This is a genomic window from Sphingomonas panni (genome assembly GCF_022664435.1).
GTDB classification, from domain to species: domain Bacteria; phylum Pseudomonadota; class Alphaproteobacteria; order Sphingomonadales; family Sphingomonadaceae; genus Sphingomonas; species Sphingomonas panni.
In genome coordinates this window covers 441,760-466,395 of record NZ_JAKREU010000003.1, presented here as the reverse complement: position 1 = coordinate 466,395, position 24,636 = coordinate 441,760, and the positions used below count along the sequence as shown (strand labels likewise).

Annotated in this window: 21 protein-coding genes and 1 tRNA gene; 7 read left to right on the top strand and 15 right to left on the bottom strand. The window is 69.3% G+C overall.

The window, feature by feature from the left end; translation table 11 throughout:
- Positions 1 to 14 precede the first annotated feature (14 nt).
- The gene (locus MF609_RS09150; RefSeq protein ID WP_242415988.1) at positions 15 to 764 is read left to right on the top strand and encodes a ubiquinone biosynthesis protein COQ4; all 750 of its coding nucleotides are present in this window, start codon (positions 15 to 17) and stop codon (positions 762 to 764) included.
- 125 nt (positions 765 to 889) lie between these two features.
- On the opposite strand, the gene MF609_RS09145 is transcribed toward MF609_RS09150, so the two are convergent.
- Positions 890 to 1,231, bottom strand: coding sequence for a hypothetical protein (locus MF609_RS09145; RefSeq protein ID WP_242415987.1), 342 nt, complete (start codon positions 1,229 to 1,231; stop codon positions 890 to 892).
- Between the two features lie 127 nt (positions 1,232 to 1,358).
- Between MF609_RS09145 and recF the strand changes: the two genes are divergently transcribed.
- The gene (gene recF, locus MF609_RS09140; RefSeq protein ID WP_242416021.1) at positions 1,359 to 2,429 is read left to right on the top strand and encodes a DNA replication/repair protein RecF; all 1,071 of its coding nucleotides are present in this window, start codon (positions 1,359 to 1,361) and stop codon (positions 2,427 to 2,429) included.
- Here recF and MF609_RS09135 read toward each other — a convergent pair.
- On the bottom strand, positions 2,423 to 2,827 hold the full coding sequence (locus tag MF609_RS09135; protein WP_242415986.1) for a response regulator: 405 nt from the start codon (positions 2,825 to 2,827) through the stop codon (positions 2,423 to 2,425). The genes recF and MF609_RS09135 overlap by 7 nt on opposite strands.
- Positions 2,820 to 3,908, bottom strand: coding sequence for a histidine kinase dimerization/phosphoacceptor domain -containing protein (locus MF609_RS09130; RefSeq protein WP_242415985.1), 1,089 nt, complete (start codon positions 3,906 to 3,908; stop codon positions 2,820 to 2,822). Before MF609_RS09130 ends, MF609_RS09135 begins: the two co-directional genes overlap by 8 nt.
- Before the next feature lie 267 nt (positions 3,909 to 4,175).
- Here MF609_RS09130 and MF609_RS09125 point away from each other — a divergent pair, with 267 nt between their 5' ends.
- A complete protein-coding gene (locus tag MF609_RS09125) occupies positions 4,176 to 5,642 on the top strand; it encodes a DEAD/DEAH box helicase (RefSeq protein ID WP_242415984.1) in 1,467 nt (488 codons plus the stop codon).
- A gap of 179 nt (positions 5,643 to 5,821) precedes the next feature.
- Here the strand turns inward: MF609_RS09125 and MF609_RS09120 are convergent, their stop codons facing one another.
- A complete protein-coding gene (locus MF609_RS09120; protein ID WP_242415983.1) occupies positions 5,822 to 8,314 on the bottom strand; it encodes an ABC transporter permease in 2,493 nt (830 codons plus the stop codon).
- 505 nt (positions 8,315 to 8,819) lie between these two features.
- The gene (locus MF609_RS09115; RefSeq protein WP_242415982.1) at positions 8,820 to 9,515 is read right to left on the bottom strand and encodes an ABC transporter ATP-binding protein; all 696 of its coding nucleotides are present in this window, start codon (positions 9,513 to 9,515) and stop codon (positions 8,820 to 8,822) included.
- Positions 9,516 to 9,529: 14 nt separating this feature from the next.
- Here MF609_RS09115 and MF609_RS09110 point away from each other — a divergent pair, with 14 nt between their 5' ends.
- Entirely contained in the window at positions 9,530 to 10,261 is a 732-nt protein-coding gene (locus tag MF609_RS09110) for an arylesterase (protein ID WP_242415981.1), read from the top strand.
- Positions 10,262 to 10,401: 140 nt separating this feature from the next.
- On the top strand, positions 10,402 to 12,504 hold the full coding sequence (locus MF609_RS09105) for a TonB-dependent siderophore receptor (RefSeq protein ID WP_242415980.1): 2,103 nt from the start codon (positions 10,402 to 10,404) through the stop codon (positions 12,502 to 12,504).
- Between the two features lie 59 nt (positions 12,505 to 12,563).
- On the opposite strand, the gene MF609_RS09100 is transcribed toward MF609_RS09105, so the two are convergent.
- The 10 genes from MF609_RS09100 to MF609_RS09055 form a co-directional block, all read right to left on the bottom strand.
- Positions 12,564 to 13,745, bottom strand: coding sequence for a M24 family metallopeptidase (locus tag MF609_RS09100; protein WP_242415979.1), 1,182 nt, complete (start codon positions 13,743 to 13,745; stop codon positions 12,564 to 12,566).
- A 109-nt stretch (positions 13,746 to 13,854) separates the two neighbouring features.
- Positions 13,855 to 13,930 (bottom strand) — tRNA-Phe (locus MF609_RS09095).
- 29 nt (positions 13,931 to 13,959) lie between these two features.
- The gene (locus tag MF609_RS09090) at positions 13,960 to 14,160 is read right to left on the bottom strand and encodes a DNA gyrase inhibitor YacG (protein WP_242415978.1); all 201 of its coding nucleotides are present in this window, start codon (positions 14,158 to 14,160) and stop codon (positions 13,960 to 13,962) included.
- Complete coding sequence (locus tag MF609_RS09085) at positions 14,138 to 15,112, bottom strand: ribonuclease (protein ID WP_242415977.1); 975 nt, start codon at positions 15,110 to 15,112, stop codon at positions 14,138 to 14,140. Before MF609_RS09085 ends, MF609_RS09090 begins: the two co-directional genes overlap by 23 nt.
- Complete coding sequence (locus MF609_RS09080) at positions 15,105 to 15,674, bottom strand: Maf family protein (RefSeq protein ID WP_242415976.1); 570 nt, start codon at positions 15,672 to 15,674, stop codon at positions 15,105 to 15,107. The genes MF609_RS09085 and MF609_RS09080 overlap by 8 nt, the downstream gene beginning before the upstream one ends.
- A 42-nt stretch (positions 15,675 to 15,716) precedes the next feature.
- A complete protein-coding gene (infA, locus tag MF609_RS09075) occupies positions 15,717 to 15,935 on the bottom strand; it encodes a translation initiation factor IF-1 (RefSeq protein WP_003049127.1) in 219 nt (72 codons plus the stop codon).
- Positions 15,936 to 16,234: 299 nt separating this feature from the next.
- On the bottom strand, positions 16,235 to 18,172 hold the full coding sequence (locus MF609_RS09070) for an alpha/beta hydrolase family protein (RefSeq protein WP_242415975.1): 1,938 nt from the start codon (positions 18,170 to 18,172) through the stop codon (positions 16,235 to 16,237).
- A 138-nt stretch (positions 18,173 to 18,310) separates the two neighbouring features.
- Positions 18,311 to 20,485, bottom strand: coding sequence for a sodium-translocating pyrophosphatase (locus MF609_RS09065; protein WP_242415974.1), 2,175 nt, complete (start codon positions 20,483 to 20,485; stop codon positions 18,311 to 18,313).
- Between the two features lie 123 nt (positions 20,486 to 20,608).
- Positions 20,609 to 21,484 carry a thiamine-phosphate kinase gene (gene thiL, locus MF609_RS09060; protein WP_242415973.1) on the bottom strand — a complete coding sequence of 292 codons (876 nt, stop codon included), beginning with the start codon at positions 21,482 to 21,484 and terminating at the stop codon, positions 20,609 to 20,611.
- Positions 21,481 to 22,512 (bottom strand): DUF2332 domain-containing protein, encoded by a 1,032-nt coding sequence (locus MF609_RS09055; protein ID WP_242415972.1) that lies wholly within the window; start codon positions 22,510 to 22,512, stop codon positions 21,481 to 21,483. The genes thiL and MF609_RS09055 overlap by 4 nt, the downstream gene beginning before the upstream one ends.
- Before the next feature lie 50 nt (positions 22,513 to 22,562).
- Between MF609_RS09055 and hisG the strand changes: the two genes are divergently transcribed.
- A complete protein-coding gene (hisG, locus tag MF609_RS09050; RefSeq protein ID WP_242415971.1) occupies positions 22,563 to 23,213 on the top strand; it encodes an ATP phosphoribosyltransferase in 651 nt (216 codons plus the stop codon).
- On the top strand, positions 23,210 to 24,517 hold the full coding sequence (gene hisD / locus MF609_RS09045) for a histidinol dehydrogenase (protein ID WP_242415970.1): 1,308 nt from the start codon (positions 23,210 to 23,212) through the stop codon (positions 24,515 to 24,517). The genes hisG and hisD overlap by 4 nt, the downstream gene beginning before the upstream one ends.
- Positions 24,518 to 24,636 lie beyond the last annotated feature (119 nt).

Sequence of the window (24,636 nt, the reverse complement as noted above, 5' to 3'; positions counted from 1 at the left end):
TAGCGGAGACGGTGATGGCCACGCAGGGAATCGACACGATCCAGCCGATGCGTCGCGACTGGGGTGCGGCTTGGGCGGCGTTGCAGCGTCTGCTCGCCAATGGCGACGACACGGTGCAGGTGTTCCGTATCATGCGTGCGCTCAACGCCGATACGAGCCATCGCAATTACGCGCGGCTATTGCGCGAGCCGGGTGGCGGGCGCATCGCCTATGACCATGTCGAACTGGCACGGCGCTTTTCCGATCGGGCATGGGTCGACGCACTACCCGACGGCAGTGTGGGCGCACACTATCGCGCGTTCCTCGACCGTACCGGATTTTCGGCGCAGGGGCTGGCCGATATCAGCTATGCCGATGGCGAGGGGTGGCAGGATGCCGACCATCCGGTCGCATGGTTCGGTCGACGCGAGCGCGACGTGCATGACATCTGGCACGTCCTGACCGGCTATACCGCCGAGGAACATCTGGGCGAGGCGTGCCTCGTCGCCTTTTCCTATGCGCAGACCGGTGGGTTGGGCTGGGCCGCGATCGGCCTGGGCGCGGCGCTGAAGTCGCTGCGGATCACCGGCGAGCGGGCGTTCGCGAAGGCCGTGTGGGAAGGATATCGCCACGGTCGCAAGGCACGGTGGCTGCACGCCGAGGATTATGAAACACTGCTGGCCGAGCCGCTGGACGTCGCACGACGGCGCCTGAATATCGCCGAACCGGTAGCGTATCATGCGGCGCAGAAGCGGCTGCGGGAGCAGGGGCTGGCGGGTATTTAGGGGCGGGGAGCGCGCAACATGGTCGTCCCTCTCGGCGGAGGCTGGAGTCTCCTGCGGCTCCCCTTACGCGCTATAACGGGGAGACCCCAGCCTGCGCTGGGGTGACGCATAAAGGCAGGAAGGTTCTACTTCGCCAGTGCGGCGCTAGCCTGGGCCTCGCCCCGATCGCGGACCGCCTTGGCGCGGGCTTCGGCCTGCTGTTCGACCAGCTTGGCCTCTTCACGGATCGCATCCGCACGAACCTTCAGCCGTTCGGCGTCATAGCCCCCGGCCTGCCCGGCCTGGTTCAACAGCCCTTCCGCCTCGACCTTCATCTGCGCGGTCTGGTTCTCGGCAGCGGCCTCGATCGCGTCGGCCTCTGCATCCGCCTGATCGCGCAGCTGGTCCGCGCGCTGCTGCTCGGGGCTTTGCGAGCCGCAGGCAGTGAGCGCGAAAGCGGCGGCGGCCATCAGGACGAAACGGGGCATCGGCGATTCCTGTCGTAAGTCGAACCTTCAAAATACGCGACGGGTCGGAAAGTTGCGTTCGTATAACAACGGGTCGCCCGCGTGAGGGTTTCGCGTGGGCGTCCGCACCGCTAACGGTCGCATCCAGATGCTTACCCGCCTGACCCTGACCGATTTTCGCAACCATGCGGGCGGCACCATCGAACCGGGTGGCGGCTTCGTCGTGCTGAGCGGTCCCAATGGTGCGGGCAAGACCAATGTGCTGGAGGCGGTGTCGCTGCTGGCGCCGGGGCGGGGCCTGCGCCGCGCGCCGCTGTCCGACATGGCGCGTGAGGGCGGAGCGGGCGGTTTCGGCGTCGCGGCCGACCTGACCGACGATGTGCGGATCGGGACGGGGACGCAGGCGAGCGCACCCGAGCGGCGGATCGTGCGGGTGAACGGTGCGAGCGCGGCGGCGACGGCGCTCGCCGAATGGCTGTCGGTGCTGTGGCTGACCCCGGCGATGGACCGGCTGTTCGTCGAGCCGGCAGGCGAGCGGCGGCGGTTCCTCGACCGGATGACGCTGGCGCTGAACCCGGCCCATGCGACGCAGGCGACCCGCTATGACGCGGCGATGCGTCAGCGCAACCGGTTGCTGGCGGAGGAGGCAATGCCCGATCCCGACTGGCTGTCGGCGCTGGAAGCGCGGATGGTCGAGCATGGCGTGGCGCTGGGCGCAGCGCGGGCGGAGGCGGTCGCGATGCTGGAGGATCGGATCGCGGCGCTCCCCGCAACCGATTTTCCGCGCGCGGCGCTGGCGCTGGAGGGGTGGCATGGCGACGGTGCGCTGTTCGCGCGCGAGCTGGCGTCGGGGCGTGCGCGCGATGCGGCGGCGGGGCGGGCGCTCAGCGGGCCGCACCGCGTCGACCTGATCGTCACCGATCGCGACCGGGGCATGGCGGCGGCGCGCTGTTCGACCGGCGAGCAGAAGGCGTTGCTGCTCGGGCTGGTGCTGGCCCATGCCGAGCTGGTGGCGGAGCGGGCCGGGCGGCGGCCGGTCCTGTTACTCGACGAAGTGGCCGCGCATCTCGACCCCGCACGGCGCGCGGCACTCTTTGCGCGGGCGGCGGGGGCGGGGCAGGTGTGGCTGACGGGAACCGAGGCGGCGCTGTTCAGCGACATTCCGGGCGATGCCACCCGCTATCATGTCGCGGGCGGGCGGATCGAGCGCGATCAGTAGAAGCGCAGCTCGCGCGGTACGCGTTCCGGTGTCTCGCCACGCAACCGCGCCAGCGCGGCGTCGATCACCCGGGCGAGGGAAGCGCTCTGGAACGGCTTGGCGACACAGCCGAGGATCAGCGGATGGTCGGCGATGTCCGGGCAATTGCCGCTGAGGAACAGGCAGGGGATGCCGCGTTCCGCCAAGGTCGTCGCGACGCCGCGGCCGCAATCGCCTTGGGCCAGCCGCACATCGCATAGCGCCAGGTCGGGCCGGTCGACATCGGCCAGCGCCAGTGCGTCGGCACGCGTGTCGGCGATACCGGTGACGACATGCCCCTGCGCCACCAGCGCGTCCTCGACCAGCATCGCGACCAGCGCCTCGTCCTCGACCAGCAAAATGCGCAGAGGTTCAGCCATCGTCGCGGCCGGGTACGGTCAGGGTCAGCCGGTCATCCGCGCGGGTCACGGTCGCGCGCAATTGCCGCGCCAATCCGCGCACGAGGCGGCTGTCGTCCAGCGCCGGTCGGCTATGCCCCATGGCGGGGCCGATCAGCGCGATGCGCAGCGCCGTATCTGTCCGCTCCACTGCGATGCCGGTTACCGCATCGGGTTCGGCGCCGAGAAACGCATGGGTCAGCAGCGCGACCGCCGCCGCCTGTTCGATCGGCAGCGACGGTTCGCCGGTCACCATGACCTCGACCGGTTCGTCGTCGCTGCGCTCGACCAGCGATTCGATCAGCGCGGCGATGTCGATCCGGCTGGGGCTGTCGGTCGCATAGAGCGGGCGATGCGCGGCGGCGAGAACCTCCAGCCGGGCGGCGGCCCCGCCCAGCGCGTCGCGCGCCGCCCCGTCAACGGTGTCGGCCGCGCCCAGCCGGACGACGGCGATGGCGGTCTGCAGCGCGTTGCGGACGCGGTGGTTGAGTTCGGCGAGCAGCCGTTCGCGCGATGCGATGCCGGCGCGCAGCTCCGCCTCGATCTTCAACCGGTATTTGGCGAGCGCGACATAATGGCAGATGGTGTGGAGAAAGGTCAGTTCGTCGGCGTCGAACCGGTCGGTCCAGCGCCGTCCGAACCCCAGTGTCCCGAGCAGTTCGGACCCGTGGACCAGCGGCGTGCAGGCATAGGCGTCGATGCCCAGGTCGCGGACGAAGTCGGTCAGCGGATCGTCCGATGCCTGCACCCCGAACGCCTGGATCGGACGGCGTTCGCACGCGGCGAACCCGCACACCGCCTGTCCCACCGCCAGCTGCGCGCCCGTTGCCGCCTGTTCCTCGGTCAGGCCGCCATAGGCGACCAGGGTCAGCACATCGCCGTCGAGGCGATAGTTGAAGAACGCATCGAGCCGCAGTTCGTCGGCGATTAGCGCGAACAGCTCGTCCACCATCACCGCCGGGTCCTGGGCGGCAAGCAGGCGGTCGGCGGCTTCGCCCAACAGGCGCAGGTGACGGCGCGGCAGGCCGTCGACGGCGGGATCGGCCGAGTGGGTTTCGGACATGCTTCGTTACTAAGCCTCTGATTCCGCCGTTGCCAGCGGCAATCGGTGGCAGGAACGGTCGTCTTCTTGACCTGGGTCAACAGATCGCCTATTTGCCGCAGCGCAGCGACGCTTTTCAGGCAGCGTGATCGGACCATGATTGGTCTCGGCTCCGCGTCGCAGCTCCAACCGGCTTCCCTAGTCACGCGGGTCGCAATTTTTTGCCCCGCCATCCGTGCGCCTTGTGTGAGCGCTTACGGGTGCCGGACCTGTTTTATAGGAACTGTCATGTCCTTCCAGTCGCTCGGCCTGTCGAAGTCGATCCTCGACGCGCTCGCCGCCAAGAATTACGAAACCCCGACCCCGATCCAGCGCGACGCGATCCCGCTGGTCCTCGAAGGGCGCGACCTGCTGGGCATCGCCCAGACCGGCACCGGCAAGACCGCCGCGTTCGTCCTTCCCTCGATCGACCTGCTCGTGAAGGCGAATGTTCGTCGCCGCCCGATGCGCTGCCGGATGCTGGTGCTGGCCCCCACGCGCGAACTGGTTAGCCAGATCGCCGACAATGCCCGCGCCTATGCCAAGCACAGCAAGCTGACCGTCGCGACCGTGTTCGGCGGTGTGCCGGTGCCGCGCAACATCCGCGACGTGGCAGCGGGCGTCGACATCCTCGTCGCGACGCCGGGCCGTCTGCTCGACTTGATCGACCAGAAGTGCCTGGGGTTGGGCGAGCTGGAAATCCTCGTCCTCGACGAAGCGGACCAGATGCTCGACCTGGGCTTCATCCACGCGCTGCGCCGCATCGTGTCGATGGTGCCGAAGTCGCGCCAGACGCTGTTCTTCTCGGCGACGATGCCGAAGGACATTCGCGAGCTGGCCGACAAATATCTGACCGATCCGGCCACGGTGCAGGTGACGCCGGTGTCCTCGACCGCGGAGCGTGTCGAGCAATATGTCACCTTCGTCCAGCAGGCGGAGAAGCAGACGCTGCTGACGATGTTCTTCCGCAATACCAAGATCGACCGCGCGCTGGTGTTCACCCGCACCAAGCATGGTGCCGACCGCGTCGTGAAGCTGCTGGCGGCGAACGGTATCGCGTCGAACGCGATCCACGGCAACAAGTCGCAGCCGCAGCGCGAGCGCGCGCTGGCCGCCTTCCGCGACGGCACCGTGCCGATCCTGGTCGCGACCGACATCGCCGCGCGCGGCATCGACGTGTCGGGGGTCAGCCATGTGGTGAACTTCGAACTGCCCAACGTGTCGGAGCAGTACGTCCATCGCATCGGCCGCACCGCGCGCGCCGGTGCGTCGGGCGTGGCGTTCAGCTTCTGCGCGGATGACGAGCGGCCCTATCTGAAGGGTATCGAGCGGCTGACCAAGCAGAAGGTCGAGGTCGTGCCGCTGCCCGACGACTTCCTGCAGCAGAGCGCGCAGATCAAGGCGAGCCGGGCGCCCTATGCCCCCGATCGTCCCGAGCGCCTGCCCAGCGAGCGTGGTCCGGCGCGGCCGCGTGCGACCCATGCCCATGGCGCGAAGCCGGCGCATGGTCGCGGCGGTCCGGTCGGCAACCCGGCACGCGGCGGCGGTCAGCCGCAGCGCGGCGAAGGCCAGGGCGGCGGTCGCCCGCCGCGCGAAGCCGGTGCCGGCGGGGGCGGGCGTCCGGGTGGCGGTGGCCGTCCGGGCGGCAACGGCGGCGGTGGTCGCGGCCGGGGTGGTCGCGGTCGTGGCGGCGGCGCTCCCCGCGCGGCGGTGTAATCGACAAGCCCCGGCAGGCGACTGCCGGGGTTTTTTGTTTGTCCAAGATCCTCCCCGGCACGGGGAGGGGGACCACGCGCAGCATGGTGGAGGGGGTTCTCGACGCAACGCGACGGTGTCGTATGCGGACAGCCCCCTCCACCAGCTTCGCTGGTCCCCCTCCCCGTGCCGGGGAGGATTTACAGTTCCCGTAACGCCCGTGCGGGCCGCGCACTCAAGATCGGCAGCGCCCCGAGGAGTCCGATCCCGACCGTGACCCCGACCCCTGCCAGCAGCGTCAGCGCGATCGCGCCGTAATCCGGCAGCCATTCGAATGCGAACAGTTCGACCACGACATACCAGCCCCCGGCGATACCGATCGCGGCGGCCAGCGCGGCGAGGATGACCGCCAGCAGCAGATATTCCAGCGCCTGCGCCGCCAGGATTTGTCCGCGTGTCGCGCCCAGCGTCTTCAGGATCACCGAATCATAGGTCCGCGTCTCGCGCGCCGCCGCGATCGCGCCGACCAGCACGGCGATGCCGGCGAGGATGGCGATGCCCGCCGCGGCCGCGATCGCGGTCGCCATCTGGGAGACGATGGTGCGGACCTGTCCGATCACCTCGCGCACCTCGACCACCGACGTCGACGGGAAGCCTGCCGACAGCGCATGGACGATGGCGCGTTCGCGGCCGGGCGGCATGGTGATCGTCGCCGCGAGGTTGTGGGGCACGTCGGACAGCGCGTTCGGACTGAACACCATCACGAAATTGAAGCCCATCGTGTCCCATTCGATCTTGCGCAGCGAGGCGATGCGCGCGGTGCGTTCCTGCCCGGCGACGCTGATCGTCAGCGGATCGCCGAGCTTGAGGTTCAGCGCCTGCGCCATGCGTTCGTCGACCGATACCAGCGGCGGGCCGCTATAGTTCGCCGGCCACCATTTGCCGGCAACCAGTTCGCTGCCGGGCGGCAGGTCGTCGGCGAAGGTCAGGCCGCGTTCGCCGCGCAATGCCCATGCCCCTTCGGGAATGGTTTTCAGGTCGGCGACCCGGGTCGTGCCGTAGGCGGTGATGGTACCGCGCATCAGGGGGACGGTCTGGATTTCGGCGTCGGGCTGGATGTTGGCGATGGTTGTGCGGAACGGTGATTCGCGGTCCGGGGGCACGTCGAGCGCGAAAAGGGCGGGTGCGCGCGCCGGAACGGTCCGTTCGATGTTGGCGTCGAGGCTGGTGCGGATGGCCGCCAGCAGCACGAACAGCGTCAGGCCGAGGCCCAACGCCACCACCAGCGCACCAGTCCGCGCGCCGGGACGGTGGAGCGCCGCCACCGCGAGCCGCCACAGGGGCTTGCGCGACCGGGGCAGGCGGGCGGCGAGGGTGCGGATCAGCCAGCCAAGTGCCGACAATAGCAGGAGAAGTCCGCCAGCCGCCGCAAGGAATGCCGCGCCGAACCACGGCCGTTCGCTGGTCGCCAGCACCAGCAGGACGATCCCGGCAAAGGCCGCGCCCATCCATGCCGCCGCCTTCCACCACGGCGCGCCACGCCCGTCATGGACGCCGCGCAACAGCCCGGCCGCAGGGACTGCGCCAGCCGCCAACAACGGCGGCGCGGCAAAGGCGAGTGCGATCAGCAAACCATAGGCAGCGGCCTGTGCCAAGGGCAACGGGTGGATCGCAAAGGCCGGCGCGACCGGCAGGACATCGCCCGCCAGCGCCACGATCAGCGGCACGGCGGCGATGCCGATCGCCAGCCCGATGGCGATGCCGATCGCGGAAACTGCCACGATCTGAAGAAGATACACCCGCGCGATCAGGCCGGAGGTCGCCCCCAACACCTTCAGCGTGGCGATGCTGGAACGGCGCGTGGCGAGGTAGCTCGACACGCCATTGCCGACGCCGATCCCGGCTATGACCAGCGCCGTCAGGCCGACCAGCACGAGGAACTCGCCCATGCGCGAGAGGAAGCGTTCGGCCCCCGGCGAGGCGCGGTCGCGGGTGCGGGTGTCCCACCCCTGTGCGGGATAGCGGTCGGTGAACGCCTTGACCGCCTGGGCCGGATCATAGCGGCTGGCGATGCGGTATTTGCTTTCGTACAGGCTGCCCGGCGCGATCAGGGCGGTGCGTTGCAGCCCATCGAGCGAGACCAGCGCCACCGCGCCCAGCGTAAAACCTTCGCTTAGCCGGTCGGGTTCGTCGGCGATGATCCCGGCGATGGTGAAGCGCGCGGTGCCGTAGCGGACCTGACCGCCGACGCGCAGCTTCAGCCGTTCGACCAGCGCCGGTCCGACATAGGTTTCGGTCGGGCCAAGCGGGCGGGCGGGACCCCCTTGCAGGGTGAGCGTGCCGTAGAGCGGGTAGGAAGCGTCGACCGCCTTCAGCTCGATCGGGGCGGTCTGGCCGTCGAAGTTGGCGGCCATCGACTGCATCCGCAGCGTTTCCGACACGCGGCCGAGCTTCGCCATCGACCGGCGTTCGCCATCGGTGGCGGTCCGCTGCGATACCGATAGTTCGAGATCGCCGCCCAAAAGGCTTTGGCCACGGGCGGATAGCTCCGTGGTGATCGAGCGGGTGAGGCTGCCGATCGCCGCCAGCGCGCCGACGCCGAGGATCAGGCAGACCAGCAGGAGGCGCAGCCCCCGGAAGCGGGCGTCGAGTTCGCGGCGCGCAAACTTCCACGCGAGGCGCCAGTCGGTCATGCGGCGGGTCCGTGGGCGTCGCGTTGCAGTCCGCCCATGGCGACGTCAGGGTGATAGTCGCAAGCCCGTACCCCGGCGAAGGCCGGGGTCCAGTAGGAAAGGCCGTTCCGTAGAATAGGCGCGTCCCCCAACTGGACCCCGGCCTTCGCCGGGGTACGGCGGGGATGTCGGGTCGCTGCGGGTCGTTGCAGCGGTTTTCTCTTCGCACAAGGAGGAACGGCGCGCCCCCTCGTACCCCCGCGCAGGCGGGGGGCCAGAGCCAGATAGACCAGCCGGCTGCGTGTGCCGCCCTGGACCCCCGCCTGCGCGGGGGTACTGCACGGGGCGGGGGGTGCGATCGTCTCCAGGTGCCGGACCTTCACGAAACCGCGACAAATGCCATTGTACCGTACCCCGGCGAAGGCCGCGGCCCGGGCGGGAGACGTTCGCGATCTACGGACAGGACATGCCGACTGGACCCGGGCCTTCGCCGGGGTACGGAGAAGGGCCTTGGCCAACGCCCCTGTCATACCCCGCTGTCCCGCGCGATCCGCCCGTCGGCCAGTTCGACCACCCGGTCGCAGCGTTCGGCCAGCGCCGGGTCGTGGGTGATGACCAGCAACGTCGCGGCGGTCGCGGCGCGGCGTTCGAACAGCAGGTCCATGATCGCCTGCCCCGTCGCGCGGTCGAGATTGCCGGTCGGTTCGTCGGCAAAGAGCAGCGCCGGCCGCCCGGCGAGCGCGCGGGCGATGGCGACGCGCTGCTGTTCGCCGCCCGACAATTGCGTGGGATAATGGTGGAGCCGGTGGCTCAAGCCCACCGACACCAGTTCGGCCTCGGCACGGGCAAAGGCGTCGCCGGCCCCCGCCAGCTCCATCGGCACGGCGACATTTTCCAATGCGGTCATGGTCGGCAGCAGGTGGAATGCCTGCAACACGATGCCGATCCGACCGCGCCTGGCGCGCGCCAGATCGTCCTCGCCCATCGTCCCGAAATCCGCGCCCGCGACATGGACCTGCCCGCCACTGGCCCGTTCCAGCCCCGACAGCACCGCCATCAGCGACGACTTGCCCGAACCCGAGGCGCCGAGCAGCGCGACGCTGGTCCCGGTGGCTACGGACAGGTCGATCCCGTGGAGGATGCGGGTGGCGGCATCGCCTTCGCCAAGTGTCAGGGTGACACCGCGCGCGTCGATGACCATATCGTTCGGAACCGAGGGCATGGAGTTTTTCGCCAGTGACGAAGCAGGGACCCCCATATGCGGGCGCGATCGCCATTCTCCAAGGCGCGTTGCTGTTGTCGGGCTGTGGCGGGCCGGATTTGTCGGAGGCGAACGATGCCGCGCCGGTGAATATCGCGGCGGACGCGACCCCGACCCCGGTCGGGTCGCAGGCACCGGTGGCAGGCCCCGAACGGTTGGTATTGGCCTTCGGCGACAGCCTGTACGCCGGCTATGGGCTGGCGCGCGGCGACAGCCTGCCCGACGATCTGCAGGATGCGTTGCGGGCGGACGGCATCAATGCGCGGGTGGTGAATGCCGGCATTTCGGGCGACACCAGCGCGGCGGGGCGGCAGCGGCTGGCCTTCACGCTCGACAAGCTGGATCGCAAGCCCGACCTCGTGCTGCTGGGGCTGGGCGGCAACGACCTGCTGCGCCAGATTCCGCCGGCGGAAACGCGGGCGAATTTCGTCGCGATGCTGGACGAACTGAAAGCACGCGGCATTCCGGTGGTGCTGACCGGCATGATGGTGCCGCCCAATCTGGGGCCGGACTATGCCGCGCAGTTCAACCGCATCTGGCCCGACATGGCGAAGCGGTACGACGCGACGCTCGACCCGTTCATCCTCGCCGGGGTGATCGGCAACCGCGCGCTGATGCTGCCGGACGGGATTCATCCCAATGCGCAGGGGGTGGACCGGATCGTGGCGCGGTTGGGACCGGTGGTGGCGGCGCGGTTGCGGGGGTAGGCGCCGGCGCCGCGAATCGGGTCATCGCGCGGTGTCTGGCAGCAGAATATTACGCGAACCCAACAACATGCCACAATGCTATTGCGAGTATGTATCAATAGCAATATTGGGCCTCACATCTCATGAGGGGGACCCAATCGATGAAGTCTGTCATTCTAGGCGGCGTGGCGCTGGCAACGTTGGTCGGCGCGCCGGCATGGGCCGCCGCGCCGGACGAGCGGGATCGTGCGACGTCCGCCGTCGCGGAAGAACCGGACCAGCACGAAATCCTGGTGGAGGGGCACCGGGACAAAATGTTCACCGGTACGAAGACTGATACGCCGCCGATCGAGGTGCCGCAGCCGGTCACCGTCATCTCCGATGATGTCTATCTGGCGCAGGGGGCGATCAACATCGCCGATACCGTCCGCTATGCCGCCGGGATCAACGCCGACCCCTATGGCCGCGATACCCGCGTGGACAGTTTCGTCATTCGCGGGGTCAATGCGCTGCAGTTCCGCGACGGTATGCGCGACATCTTCAGCTTCTATGCCAGCATCGCCGCCGACCCCTATAACTTCTCGCGGGTGGAGGTCGTGCGCGGCCCGGCGTCGGTCCTGTTCGGGCAGGGGTCGATCGGCGGACTGGTGAACCTCGTGTCGAAGACGCCGCTGTTCACCAACAGCGCGAATATCGACCTCGTCTATGGCAGCTATGACCGCAAGGAAGCGCTGGCCGATGTCAACGCCGTGCTGGGCGACCGCGTGGGGGCGCGGGTCGTGGCGCGGGTGCGCGATGCCGATACCTATGTCGACCATGTGCCCGACGACCGGGTGATGCTCGCGCCGTCGGTTACCTGGCGTCCGGGGGAGCGTACCGACGTCACGCTGCTTGGCTTGTATCAGGAGGACCGGACCGGTTCGACGTCCAACTTCCTGCCGGTGATCGGCACGCTGCGGGACAATCCCGGCAACCCGCCGCTGTCGCGTTACCTGTTCGTCGGCAAGCCGGGATATGACCGGTATGACGGGCGGCTGTTGCAGGGTTCGGGGATCGTCACCCACCGCTTCACCGACGATGTGAAGCTCAGCCTGAAGGCGCGCTACATCGACAGCGACGTCGATTATTACGCGCATTATGCCGACAGCTACAGCAACCCGACCAACCCCTATGTGCCGGGCAGCAACGGCCGGCGCATCGGCCTATATGCCGGGTCGTCGGTGGCGCGGTTGAACGTGTTCTCGACCGACAACAACGTCCAGTGGCGCTTCGACACCGGGCAGGCGGTCGAGCATGTCCTGCTGGCCGGCGTCGATTACAGCTGGAACCAGGTGCGCAAGAGCGACAACTACGCCTATCAGGTCATCGACCTCTACGATATCGACTATGGATCGATCATCGAGCCGCCGCTGACCGCGCCCTTCACCCGTGAGACGCAGAAGCAGCTGGGCCTGTATGTTCAGGACCAGATCCGGCTGTGGGATCGCGTTTCGGTCGTGCTGGGCGTGCGCCGCGACCGGGTGCGCGGGTCCAGCCTGAACACCGTGACCGGCATCACCACCCGCACCACCGACAATGCCACGACGTTCCGCGCCGGTATCATCGGCGAGGTGGTCGCGGGCCTGTCGCCGTTCGTCAGCTATACCGAAAGCTTCCGGCCGATCGCGGGGCGGACCACCGCCGGCACCCCCTTCCGCCCGCAGACCGGCAAGCAGTTCGAAGGCGGCGTGAAGTGGGCGGCGGACGGCGCGACGCTGGTCACGCTCACCGGTTTCCACATCACCGAACGCAACCGGCCGGTGCCCGACCCCGCCAACCCGCTCGGCCAGATCCAGGCCGGGGAACTGACGACCAAGGGGTTCGAGGTGGAGGCGACGCGCGCGCTGCCCGACAATTACGATCTGACGCTGGCCTATGGCTTCAACGATGTCGACGGCGATACGGGTGAGGTCGGCTATCTGTCGCGGCATACCGCGTCGGCCTGGGCGACCAAGACGATCCCGTTCGACCGGGCGACGCTGCGGCTGGGCGCGGGCGTGCGCTATATGGGCGAACAGGTGTCGAGCAATGCCGCCTGGACCCTCGTCACCCCGGCCCGCACGATGGTCGACGCGCTGGTGGAACTGGCGCGGGACCGCTGGCGGCTGCGGTTGAACGTCACCAACCTGCTCGACGATCGCAGCTTCGCGACCTGCCTTGCCCGCGGCGACTGTTTCGTGTCCGCGCCGCGCAACGTGATGCTGTCGATGGGCTATCGGTTCTAGAGCGCGGGGCCACGGGCGGGGGGCGGCAGGATCGCGGCAGCGCCCCGCCGTCCGGGTCGCTACCCGAATGGCCGATCGATCGACGGCTGCGGCTGCGTGAACCACCTCGCCCCGTCCTCCGTCACATGGAAATGATCCTCCAGCCGGATGCCGAAGCGGTCGGGGACGACGATCATCGGTTCGTTGGAGAAGCACATGCCGGGCGCGAGCGGGGTCGTGTCGCCGCGCACCAGATAGGCCGGTTCGTGGATCGAGAGGCCGATGCCATGGCCGGTGCGGTGGGGCAGGCCCGGGAGGCGATAATCGGGGCCTAGCCCTTCGCGGACCAGTATCGCGCGGGCGGCGGCGTCGACCTGCTCGCACGGGACGCCGGGGGCGGCGGCGGCGAAGGCGGCGGCCTGCGCGGCATGTTCGATGTCCCAGATCGCGCGGACTTCGTCGGCAACGGGTCCGAAGGCATAGGTGCGGGTGATGTCGCTGTGATAGCCCTCCACCCGGCAACCGGTGTCGATCAGCACCAGTTCGCCTTCCGCCAGCGCGCGGTCGCCGGGCAGGCCGTGGGGAAAGGCGGTGGCACGGCCGAACTGGACGATGCAGAACGTCGACCCGCCGCCGCCGATGGCGCGGTGGGCGTCTTCGATGAAGCGGATGACTTCGCTCGCCAGGATGCCGGGGCGTAAGGTCCGCGCGGCGGCGGCCTGTACCGCCAGCGTCATGTCCTTCGCCTGTTGCAGCAGCGCGAGCTCGGCGGGGGATTTGACCATGCGGCAGCCGTCGATCGCCGGCGCGCCATCGGTCAGCGTCAGGCCATGGCGGGCGAGCTTCTGTCCCCAGGCGAAGGGCAGCAGCGGGTCGACCGCGAGGGTCGCACCGGCGGGCAGGGCATCGGCGACCAGCGTGGTCGGGTCGGCATCCTCCTCCCACAGCAGCAGCTCGGCGGGGATGGTCAGGTCGGCCTCCAGCGTGCCGCGCTCGAATGCCGGGCAGACGATGCGCGGGGTGCCGGCGACGGGCAGCAGCAGCGCGACCATCCGCTCGCTCGGCCCCCATGGGATGCCGGTGAAATATTGCAGCGACGCGCCGGTATGGACCAGCAGCGCCTGTGCCCCCGCCGCCTCGGTCAGGGCGCGGGCGCGTTCGATCCGCGCCAGGCGTTCGGCCGTGGTGATCGCCGGGGCGGGGGTGGCCCAGGGAGCGATCGCCGCCAGCTGCGCCGCTGCGTTCGATCCGCCGATGGTCATGTCCGCACTCCCGATATCGTTGCCGACGCGGCATAGCGTGCGGCGCCGGTGATGGCGATATGGCAGGCGCGGTCCTGCGCGGGCTGGTCGGTCAGCAGGGAGGGGAAAGTGGTGCCCGGAGACGGATTCGAACCGCCGACACTGCGATTTTCAGTCGCATGCTCTACCAACTGAGCTATCCGGGCACGCCCGGTTGTCCGGGAGAGCGCGCCTGTTAGCGGGGCGAATCGTCGCTGTCCAGCCCGGTATCGCGATTTTCGTCGGACGATGCCGCCGGGCCGGCGATGCGATAGCCTTCGCCCATCCAGTTCAGCATGTCGCGGTCGCGACAGCCGCGGCTGCAGAAGGGGCGATAGGCGGCGTCCGTCGGGGCGGAACACAGCGGGCAGTTGTTACGGGAAGCGGGCCTGGACATCGCCGCCGGATATGGCGAGGCCGGCGTCGCCCCGCAAGGCGAGCGTCGCACCGAGCGTGCGTTCCACGGTGCTAACCCAATCGGGACGCGCGGCGATGGCGGCGAGGACGGCGGGGTGCGCGGTCAGCGTGCGCTCGCCGCTGCCGCGGTCGCGCTCGGCCTGACGCAGCAGGGCGCGGGCATAAGCGGGGACGTGCGCGAAGAGTTCGGGGAGCGAGGCGCGGGTGCGGCGGCGCACGATCTGCAGGAAGCCGAAGCCATTGACGGCGGTGCGCTCGAAGGGTTGCGGCAGGACGGCGTCGACCGCTTCGGCGGCGGCAAGGCGCACGCCCTTGTCGCCGACGGTCGGCAGGTCAATGCCGATCGATCCGGCAAGGTCGAGCCGGGCGATGGCGCGGGCGGCTTCGCGTGCGCCGGTGACCGCCAGTTCGGCGGGAGCGAGATCGCCGTCGATGTCGATCAGCGTCATGGCAGGCGTCAGCGAAATGGTCAGCGCGCCGCCGGGAAAACCGACCTGCCCGGTGGCCGCTTCCTCGATCAGCAGCGGCCAGCCGGCATCGCCCAGCAGGTCCCGGTCGAACGGGCCGACGATGCGCGCTTGCGGAAGATCGGCGAGCGAGGGGCCGTCGCACGGGGTCGCGTCGGGCAGGGCAGGGCGGGCGCGGGCGCGCTTGGGCTTGCCGGGTTCGGGCGTGGCGGGGCGGGTGATCTCGACCAGCAGCGTCGCGCCTTCGGTCACGGTGCGGGGCAGGGGGTGGAGCAATGCTTCTCCGCCGTCCCAGGCGACGATCCCCTCGTTGCGCACGGGAATGCGGCGGACGAGGCGGGCGGGGAGGATCGTGCCGGCGCGGAGTGCATCGTCGGGTTCGATCCGCGCCTCGACGATGGCGTCATTGACGATGCGCGCGGCACGGATTTCACCGATGCCGCGCTCGACGATCCAGTCAGCCAAGCGGGACGCCGGCGGTTTCGAGCAGCGCCCGCGTGTCGAACAGCGGCAGGCCGATCACGCCGGAATGGCTGCCCGACAGGAAGCGGACGAACGCTTCGGCCCGACCCTGGATGGCATAGCCGCCGGCCTTGCCCAGCCCCTCGCCGCAGGCGACATAGGCGTCGATCTCACGCTGCTCCAGCCGCTTGAAGGCGACGATGGTATCGGCGATGCGCACGCGCGCGGTGCCATCGGGCATCAGCAGGCAGATGGCCGACAGGCAATGGTGACGGCGACCCGACAGCAGGCCGAGCAGTTCGCGCTGGACGTCTTCGGTGGTGGCGGGCGGCAGGATGCGGCGGCCGAGCGCGATGGTCGTATCGCCGGCCAGCACGACCGCTTGCGGCTGCGGACCGATCGCGCGCGCCTTCGCCTCGGCAAGGCGCTGCGCATAGGGGCGCGGAAGTTCGCCCTTCAGCGGGGTCTCGTCGATATCGGGTGCCTCCACCCGGTCGGGCACCGCGCCGATCCGCGCCAGCAGGTCGCGGCGACGGGGCGAGGTCGAGGCAAGGATCAGGCGCATGGGATCGGGCACTGGGCCGTCGAACCGGACACGCGAACCCGCTTACTTGAAGCGGTAGGTGATGCGACCCTTGGTCAGGTCATAGGGGGTCAGTTCGACGAGAACTTCGTCCCCGACCAGCACGCGGATGCGGTTCTTGCGCATCTTGCCGGCGGTGTGCCCCAGGATTTCGTGATCGTTCTCGAGCCGGACGCGGAACATCGCGTTGGGCAGCAGTTCGACCACCTGGCCGCGCATTTCGAGAAGTTCTTCCTTCGCCAAACAAATACCTCATGAGATTATGGCGCACCGGCAACCGGGCGGGTTCCCATAGGCGCTAAACGATAAAAAGGAAAGCGCGAACGACCGGACCCGTGCGGGGCACGGCCGGTCGATGCTGTCGGTATGAGATAGGGGGTGGGGAAGGGGAGGGCAAGGGTGGCTCCACCTTCGTCATTCCCGCGAAGGCGGGAATCCATAACCGTCGACCTCACGGCAGGAGGCGCGACCGCCCCGTCTATGGATCCCCGCCTTCGCGGGGATGACGAACGCATGGGGCAGGCGGGGGCGGCGAGCGCCCCCTATGACGGGTTGTGCTCCTTCAGGAACGCGGTCATCTCGCTCAGGAATTGCAGCCGGTCCTCGCTGCGCGAGAAGAAATGGTCGCCCAGCGGCTGTTCGACATAGCGGTACGGCTTTCCCGCACGCTTCAGTTCGGCGGCGAGGGTGCGCGACTGGGCGACCGGCACGCGCTTGTCGACCTTGCCATGCATCAACAGGATCGGGGTCGAGAAGTCGGCGGCGTGGAAGCGCGGCGAGATCAGCTGGAAATCGGGGGCCTGGGTCTTCAGCCAGTCGCCGATGGTCCGGCCGTTCAGGAACTGGCTGTCATAGCGGCGCAGCGCGGCGAGGTCGGACACGCCGGCATAGCTGATCGCGCAGCGATACAGCTTGCCGTCGCGCTGGGCTGCGCGCATCGCCGCATAGCCGCCGTACGAAGCACCGACCATGCAGACGCGCTTCGGGTCGGCGATGCCCTGTTTCGCGAGATGGGTGACCGCGTCGTTCAGGTCGTCCTGCATCTTCAGGCCCCATTCGCCCGCGCCCTTCTTGGCGAAGGCGACGCCATATCCCGACGATCCGCGATAATTGGGCTGGATCACGACATAGCCGATCTCCGCCAGATATTGCGTCCACCAGTCCCAGCCTTCGCTGTCGCGCGCCGACGGGCCGCCATGCGGCAGGACGATCAGCGGCAGGTTCTTTTGCCCGACGCGGTGGCGCGGCATGGTCAGCACCGCTTCGATCGGGGTTCCGTCGCGCGCGGCATAGCGGATGGTGCTGACGGGGGAGAGGCGGCGGCTTTTCAGCGTATCGCTGTTCCACGCGATGCGGTTCATCCTGGGATTGCCGGTGTCCCAGAAATACAGGCCGCCGGGCTGCGACGGCGCGCCGACCTCGATCAGGAAGCGGCTGCGGTCGCGGTTCCACGAGATGATCTGCGCGCGGCGGTCGCCGACCGAACCGTCGATCGCGGTCTGCAATTCCTTCAGCCGTTCGTCGAACCAGATCGAACGGCCGTGACGATCGGTCACACGCGCGCCGATGACGTCGTTCTCCTGCTGGTTGTCGACGATCCCGTCGACGTCATAGCCCTCCAGCCCGTAGAGTTTCCGGCCGAGCTTCAGGTCGGGCAGCGACACTTCGTAAAGCGAGGTGAAGCCGTCTTCATCATCGAACGCAACGGCGCTGGCGCCGTCGGCGCGGAAGGTCAGCGGGATGGTGATGCCGTCCTCGTCCTTGCGCGCGCGGCGCGCGATGGTGCGGAACGTGTCGCGGTTGTTGGCGCGGTAGAGCAATGCGGCGCTGCGCGAGCTGTCATTATACTGATAGGCGGCGCGGACCTGCCCCTCGCCATCGGCATACCAGTTGTAGACGTTGGGACGCCCCTCCGCCACGCGGCGCGATTTGCCGGTGGAAACATCGATCTCGAACACCGACGGGTTGAAATCGGCTTCGGTTTCGATGCCGGTCTGTTTCGACAACAGGATGCGCGGGCTGCCGTCATGCGCGACCCACAGGACATTGTCGGCATGGATGCCGGAATTGGTCCAGTCGAGCTTGCGGGTGGTCTTCAGGTCGGTGCTCAGCGCCAGCACCCGGGTGACGTAGATTTCATGCCCGAAATAGTCCTGCTGCGCGCCGAGGCCGACGATGACCCAGTCGTCATTGACCCAGCGCCACCAGTTGATGTCGGTGTTCTCGGGCGCGCCCATGGTATGGCGCTGCGTGGCGTCGACCAGCGAGGTGAGGAGCAGGACCTGGCGTCCGTTCACCGCGCCCTTGGCCATCACGCGGGTGCCGTCGGGCGACAGGCTGGGCGATTCGAGCAGCGGCAATTCGGCAAAGGCGGTGATCGGCACGGGGGCTGCCGGATCGACCGCCGTCGCGGGCGGTGCCGGGGTCTGCGCCGGCAGGGCGGTCGCCAGCGCCAGTCCGATCCATGGTAACAGCCGCATTCCGATCCCCCCAGATGCGGCGGGGTCGGGGGGAGCGCGCCGCCGCCCCCCGGTAGCGTGCATCCGTCCCCGATCGAAAAGCCCCCGCCGTTCGGACGCGATGGTAGCGTGGCCGCTGCGGGGCGCAATCCGCAATCGTCAGCCGGCACCACCCCCGGCGAGCGCGGCGAGCAGCAGCAGCGCGACGATGTTGGTGATCTTGATCATCGGGTTGACGGCCGGGCCGGCGGTGTCCTTGTACGGATCGCCGACCGTATCGCCGGTGACGGCAGCCTTGTGCGCCTCCGACCCCTTGCCGCCATGATTGCCGTCCTCGATATATTTCTTGGCATTGTCCCATGCGCCGCCGCCGCTGGTCATCGAGATGGCGACGAACAGGCCGGAGACGATGACGCCGAGCAGCATCGCGCCGAGTGCCGCGAAGCCCTGCGCCTGCCCCGCCACCAGCTTCACGATGTAATAGACCGCGACGGGCGACAGGACGGGGAGGAGCGAGGGCACGATCATCTCGCGGATCGCGGCGCGGGTGACGATGTCGACGGTGCGGCCATATTGCGGGCGGCTGGTGCCGGCCATGATGCCGGGATCGGCGGCGAATTGCGCGCGGACATCCTCCACCACCGAACCCGCCGCGCGGCCGACCGCGGTCATGCCGAACGCCCCGAACAGATAGGGGAGCAGCGCGCCCAGCAGCAGCCCGACGATGACATAGGGGTTGGACAGCGAGAAATCGACGGTCAGGTCGGGGAAGAACAGCTTCAGGTCGGTGGTGTAGGCGCCGAACAGGACGAGCGCGGCGAGCGCGGCCGAGCCGATCGCATAGCCCTTCGTCACCGCCTTGGTCGTGTTGCCGACGGCGTCCAATGCGTCGGTGCGGTGGCGGACTTCGTCGGGCAGATTGGCCATTTCGGCGATGCCGCCGGCATTGTCGGTGACAGGGCCATAGGCGTCGAGGGCGACGACCATGCCGGCCAGCGCCAGCAGCGCGGTCGCGGCGAAGGCGACGCCGATGATGCCGGCGAGCTGGTAGGAGGCGATGACCGCGACGACGATCACCAGCGTGGGGAGGGCGGTCGATTCGAGGCTGATCGCCAGCCCCTGAATGACGTTGGTGCCATGGCCGGTGACGCTGGCGCGCGCGATCGACTTGACCGGGCGATAGGCGGTGCCGGTGTAATATTCGGTGATCCACACCAAAGCGGCGGTGACGCCGAGGCCGATCATCATGCACCAGAACAGGTCCATGCCGGTGAACGATGCCCCCGCGACCGGGGCTTGCGCGCCCAGTGCCCCCTCGACCGTCAGCGCGTCGCCGGCCGGATCGAGGAAGCCCGCGCCGCCGATGACGGCGTTGAGGTCGCCCAGCGCCCAGCTGGCGGCGAAATAGATGGCGGGGACGGCGAGCAGCGCGGTGGTCCAGAAGCCCTTGTACAGCGCGCCCATGATCGACTGACCGCGTCCCAGCCGGACCATGTAGGTGCCGAGGATCGAGGTGACGATGCACACCCCGCCGACGACCAGCGGCAATGCCATCAGGCGGAGCAGTTCGGCGGGCGGCGCCTGGATCAGCAGCGCGATCGACACCATGGTCAGGCCGATGGTGACGACATAGGTTTCGAACAGGTCGGCGGCCATGCCGGCGCAGTCGCCGACATTATCGCCCACGTTATCGGCAATGACGGCGGGGTTGCGGGGGTCGTCTTCCGGGATGCCCGCCTCGACCTTGCCGACGAGGTCCGCGCCGACGTCGGCCGCCTTGGTAAAGATGCCGCCGCCCAGCCGCGCGAAGATCGAGATCAGCGATGCGCCGAAGGCGAGGGCGGTCAGTGCCTCGACCACCTCCCGGTCGCCCGGACCGTGCCCCGCGATGGCGACGAGATACCAGAAGATGCCGGCGATCGCGAACAGGCCGAGGCCCGCGACCAGCATGCCGGTAATCGCGCCGGAGCGGAACGCCATGGTCAGGCCGCCCTGCAGCGATCCGCGTGCGGCCTCCGCCGTGCGGACGTTCGCGCGGACCGAAATCTCCATGCCGGCATAGCCCGCCACGCCCGACAGCACCGCGCCGATGACGAAGCCGACCGTCGACAGCGGGCCGAGCGTGGGAAAGAGGATGATGGCGACGATGACGCCGACGATGGCGATGGTGCGATACTGGCGGCCGAGATACGCCTTGGCCCCTTCCTGAATGGCGGCGGCGATATCCTGCATCCGGGCGTCGCCGGCGGGTGCGCGCAGCACCTGCATGGCGGTGAAGATGCCGTAGAGCACGGCCAGTGCCGCACATGCCATGGCCAGATAGACGATCGTCATCCGCAAACCCCTCCTGAACGGGGCCGCCCGGCTGTCTCGTCGGGTCGATGCCCTTGAAGCGCGGCAGCTTATGCCGATGGGCGGGGGGTGCAACCTTTAAATCCGCCCCGGCGCGGGGAGGGGCTAATGCTGGTAGCCGAGGCGGTCGGGCAGGGGGATGGGATGGCCGTGCCGGAGCAGCGTCAGCCCCGCGCCCTCCACAAATCGCCCGATGCGGGTGGCGGGGACCGGCGGCTCGGTGTCGCAGGCGAACAGCAACTCGTAATCGTCGCCTGCCGTCGCCGCAGTCAGGGCATCATGGCCGAACGCCTGCAGGTCGTCGGACAGCGGAACGGCGGCCACGTCGATCTCCACCACAAGGCCGCTGGCTGCCGCCATCCGGCCGGCGTCGATCAGCAGGCCGTCGGACACGTCCATCATCGCATGGACATGGCGGGCGAGCGCCTGTCCTTCGGCCAGACGCGGGGTCGGACGACGATAGCGGGCGAGGAGCGAGGCCGGTCCGGCAGCGCCTTTTGCGATGGCAAGGCCGGCGCCGGCATCGCCGATCGTACCAGTTATCCACAGGCTATCCCCAGGTCGCGCGCCGCCCCGGCGGGGGGCATGGGCGCTGCGACCGAGCGCGGTCAGCGAGAGGATGCGGGGGGCATCGGGCGGCAGCTTGACGGTGTCGCCGCCGAGCAGCGGGCAGTCGAACGCGCGCAGCACCGCATCGAGGCCGGAGAGGAAGGCGCGGTCCCAGTCGTCGTCGCCGATCGGGTAGCCGAGCATCACGCCGACCGGCACCGCGCCCTTGGCGGCGAGGTCGGACAGGTTGGTCGCGACCAGCTTCCACGCGACGTCGGTGGGCGGGTCGCTGGGCAGGAAATGGACGCCCGCGACGATCATGTCCTTGGTCAGCACGAGGTCGCCGAGATGGGCGGCATCGTCGGTCAGGTCGTGCGCCCCGGCATGGAGCGGCAGGCGGCGCAGCGCGGCGATGAAGTCGGCCTCGGTCACAGCGCCTCGATCCACGCGCCATGGGCGTGGGCGGTGGCGAGCATCCGGGGTTCGGGCCGGCCCGGCCAGTGCTGGACGATCAGTTCCTGGCGTTGCAGCACGCGGTCCGGCTCCATGCGGACCCAGGCGAGCGGGCGTTCGGATGTCGCGCGGGTCGCGGCGTCCTGCATCATGGCGGCGATCGCGGCGCGGCGGGCGTCGCCCAGATATTGCCAGACGACCGAATGCAGCAGCACGCGGGTGACGCCCATCGGCTGCGGTTCGGCGAGGCGGGCGCGGAGCCAGTCGACCGCATCGCCCTGTACCAGATCAACCGGTCGTGCCCGCTGCATATCGATGGCGGCGGACAGGCGCGCCTGCCGCTCGGGCTGGTCGGCCCAGATATAGCCGGCGAGGCGGGTGGCGACGGCCGGGTCGGTGGCGTCGAGCGGCTGGATATCGACGCCGCGTACCGAGCGGATGGCGACCGGCACGGCGGGCGGCGGGGGACCGCGCCAGTCGGGACGAATCGTTACCGGGCTGCCGTCCGGCCCGACCATCACCCCGCCCAGGTCGAAGCGATAGCGGTCGATCAGCAGGTTGAGGCCGGCGCTCGACCCGATCTCCAGCAGCTCGACCGCCGGACCATGGGCGGCGGCGACCGCCAGCAGCCCGGTCATCAACACGCCCGATCGCATCGGTTCGTTGGTCTGCGGCGGGCCGTCGAGCCACGGGAGCAGCGCCGCGTCGTGTTCGACCAGCACGCGGCGAAGGATCGCCATCGCGTCGCCCTGTCCGGCGAACAGCGCGGTCAGATCCATGTCGCTGCCCGTTCGGGCAAGGGCGTGAAGACCGCCGACCAGCCGGAGCGGCAGCGCGTCGGTGATCGGTTCGCCGGGCCAGTCGAGCGTGCGGCTTCCCGTTTCGCTGTCGGCCGAGAGCGCCTCTGCCAGCGCGGCACAGACCCGTGCAGTGATCGGTGCATCCATCGCCGCGCAGAACGCCGCCTGCTGGCGAAAGGCGTCACGATTCGTCGGTTCGTCGGCCATGGCCCGTCTGTTGCGCCCGCGATGCGCCCCAAGTAAAGCCCGGCCTGCCCATGACCGATCCCATCATCATCGCCGTGCCCAAGGGGCGCATCCTCGACGAAGCCATGCCGCTGCTCGCCCGCGCCGGCATCGTGCCCGAAGCGGCGTTTCGCGATCCCGACAGCCGCGCGCTGCGCTTCAGGACCGACCGGCCGGACATCGACCTGATCCGGGTGCGGGCGTTCGACGTGGCGACCTTCGTCGCGCATGGCGCGGCGCAGCTGGGCATCGTCGGGTCGGACGTGCTGGCCGAGTTCGACTATTCGGAGCTGTACGCGCCGGTCGACCTGAAGATCGGCCATTGCCGCATCTCCGTCGCCGAACCTGCCGGCATGGCGGCGACCGACGATCCGCGCGGGTGGAGCCATGTGCGCATCGCCACCAAATATCCCCACACGACGCAGCGCCACTTCGCCGCGCGGGGCGTTCAGGCGGAGTGCGTCAAGCTGAACGGCGCGATGGAGCTGGCCCCGGTGCTGGGCCTGGCGCCGCGCATCGTCGACCTGGTGTCGTCGGGCCGGACGCTGAAGGAGAATGGGCTGGTGGAAGTCGAAACCATTGCCGAGGTGACGTCGCGGCTGGTCGTCAACCGTGCGGCGTTCAAGACGCGGGAACAGGTCGTGCCGCTGGTCGACGCGTTCCGCCGGGCGGTGGCGGCATGATCCGGCTGGATGTCGGTGCGGCGGGCTTTGCCGCCGACTTCGCCGCGCTGGTCGATGCACGGCGCGAGGCGGACAGCGACGTGGCGCGCGACGTGACGGCGATCCTGCGGTCGGTGCGCGAGGATGGCGATGCGGCGGTGCGCGCCTTTACCGAGAAGTTCGACGGGCACGACCCGGATGCGACCGGCTGGCGGATCGAACTGGCCGAATGCCGCAAGGCGCTGGACGGCCTCGACCCCGATCTGCGCGCGGCGCTGGAACTCGCGCACGACCGGATCGCGGCCTATCACGCCAAGCAGCGGCCCGAGGATCGCGACGAGGTCGACGCCGATGGCGTACGGCTGGGCGCGCGGTGGAGTGCGGTCGAAGCGGCCGGGGTCTATGTTCCCGGCGGGCGCGCGGCATATCCGTCGTCGGTGCTGATGAACGTGGTCCCGGCCAAGGTCGCCGGGGTCGAGCGGATCGTGATGGTGACGCCGACGCCGAAGGGCGAGGTGAACCCGCTGGTGCTGGCCGCCGCGGCGCTGGCCGGCGTGGACGAGGTGTGGCGGATCGGCGGGGCGCAGGCGGTTGCCGCGCTCGCTTATGGTACCGACCGGATCAAGGCGGTCGATGTCGTGACCGGCCCGGGCAATGCGTGGGTCGCGGAGGCCAAGCGGCAGCTGTACGGCGTGGTCGGCATCGACATGGTCGCGGGGCCGTCGGAGATCGTGGTCGTCGCCGACGGGCAGAACGATCCCGACTGGATCGCCGCCGACCTGCTGAGCCAGGCCGAGCATGACCCGACCAGCCAGTCGATCCTGTTCACCGACGATGCCGGTTTCGGGGATGCGGTGGCAAAGGCGGTCGACGCGCAGATCGCCGAGCTGGCGACCGGACAAGTCGCGCGCGCCAGCTGGGACGCGAACGGGGCAATCGTGATCGTGCCGACGCTCAGCGATGCGATGCCGCTGGTCGACCGGCTGGCCCCGGAGCATCTGGAGCTGGCGGTCGGCGATCCCGAGCCGCTGTTCAAGGCGGTACGCCATGCCGGGTCGGTGTTCCTCGGGCGCTATACGCCGGAAGCGGTCGGCGATTATGTCGCGGGGCCGAACCATGTGCTGCCGACCGGGCGGCGGGCGCGGTTCGCATCGGGGCTGTCGGTGCTGGACTACATGAAGCGCACCAGCTTCCTCGGGCTGGACGCGGCGGCGCTGGCGAAGATCGGGCCGGCGGCGGTGACGCTGGCCGGGGCCGAGGGGCTGCCGGCGCACGCGCGGTCAGTGGCGATTCGGCTGGACGCGCCGGGCAACGGGGCAGCGTAGCTGCACCGAGCCGCACGAGGCGCGTCCGGCCGGCGGCGTTGGCAGCGCCGTCCGACGGCACGGGCTTTGCCCGTGACGGGCCTGTCCATTCCCGGCCCGTTGTCGAGGACAGGCGCATT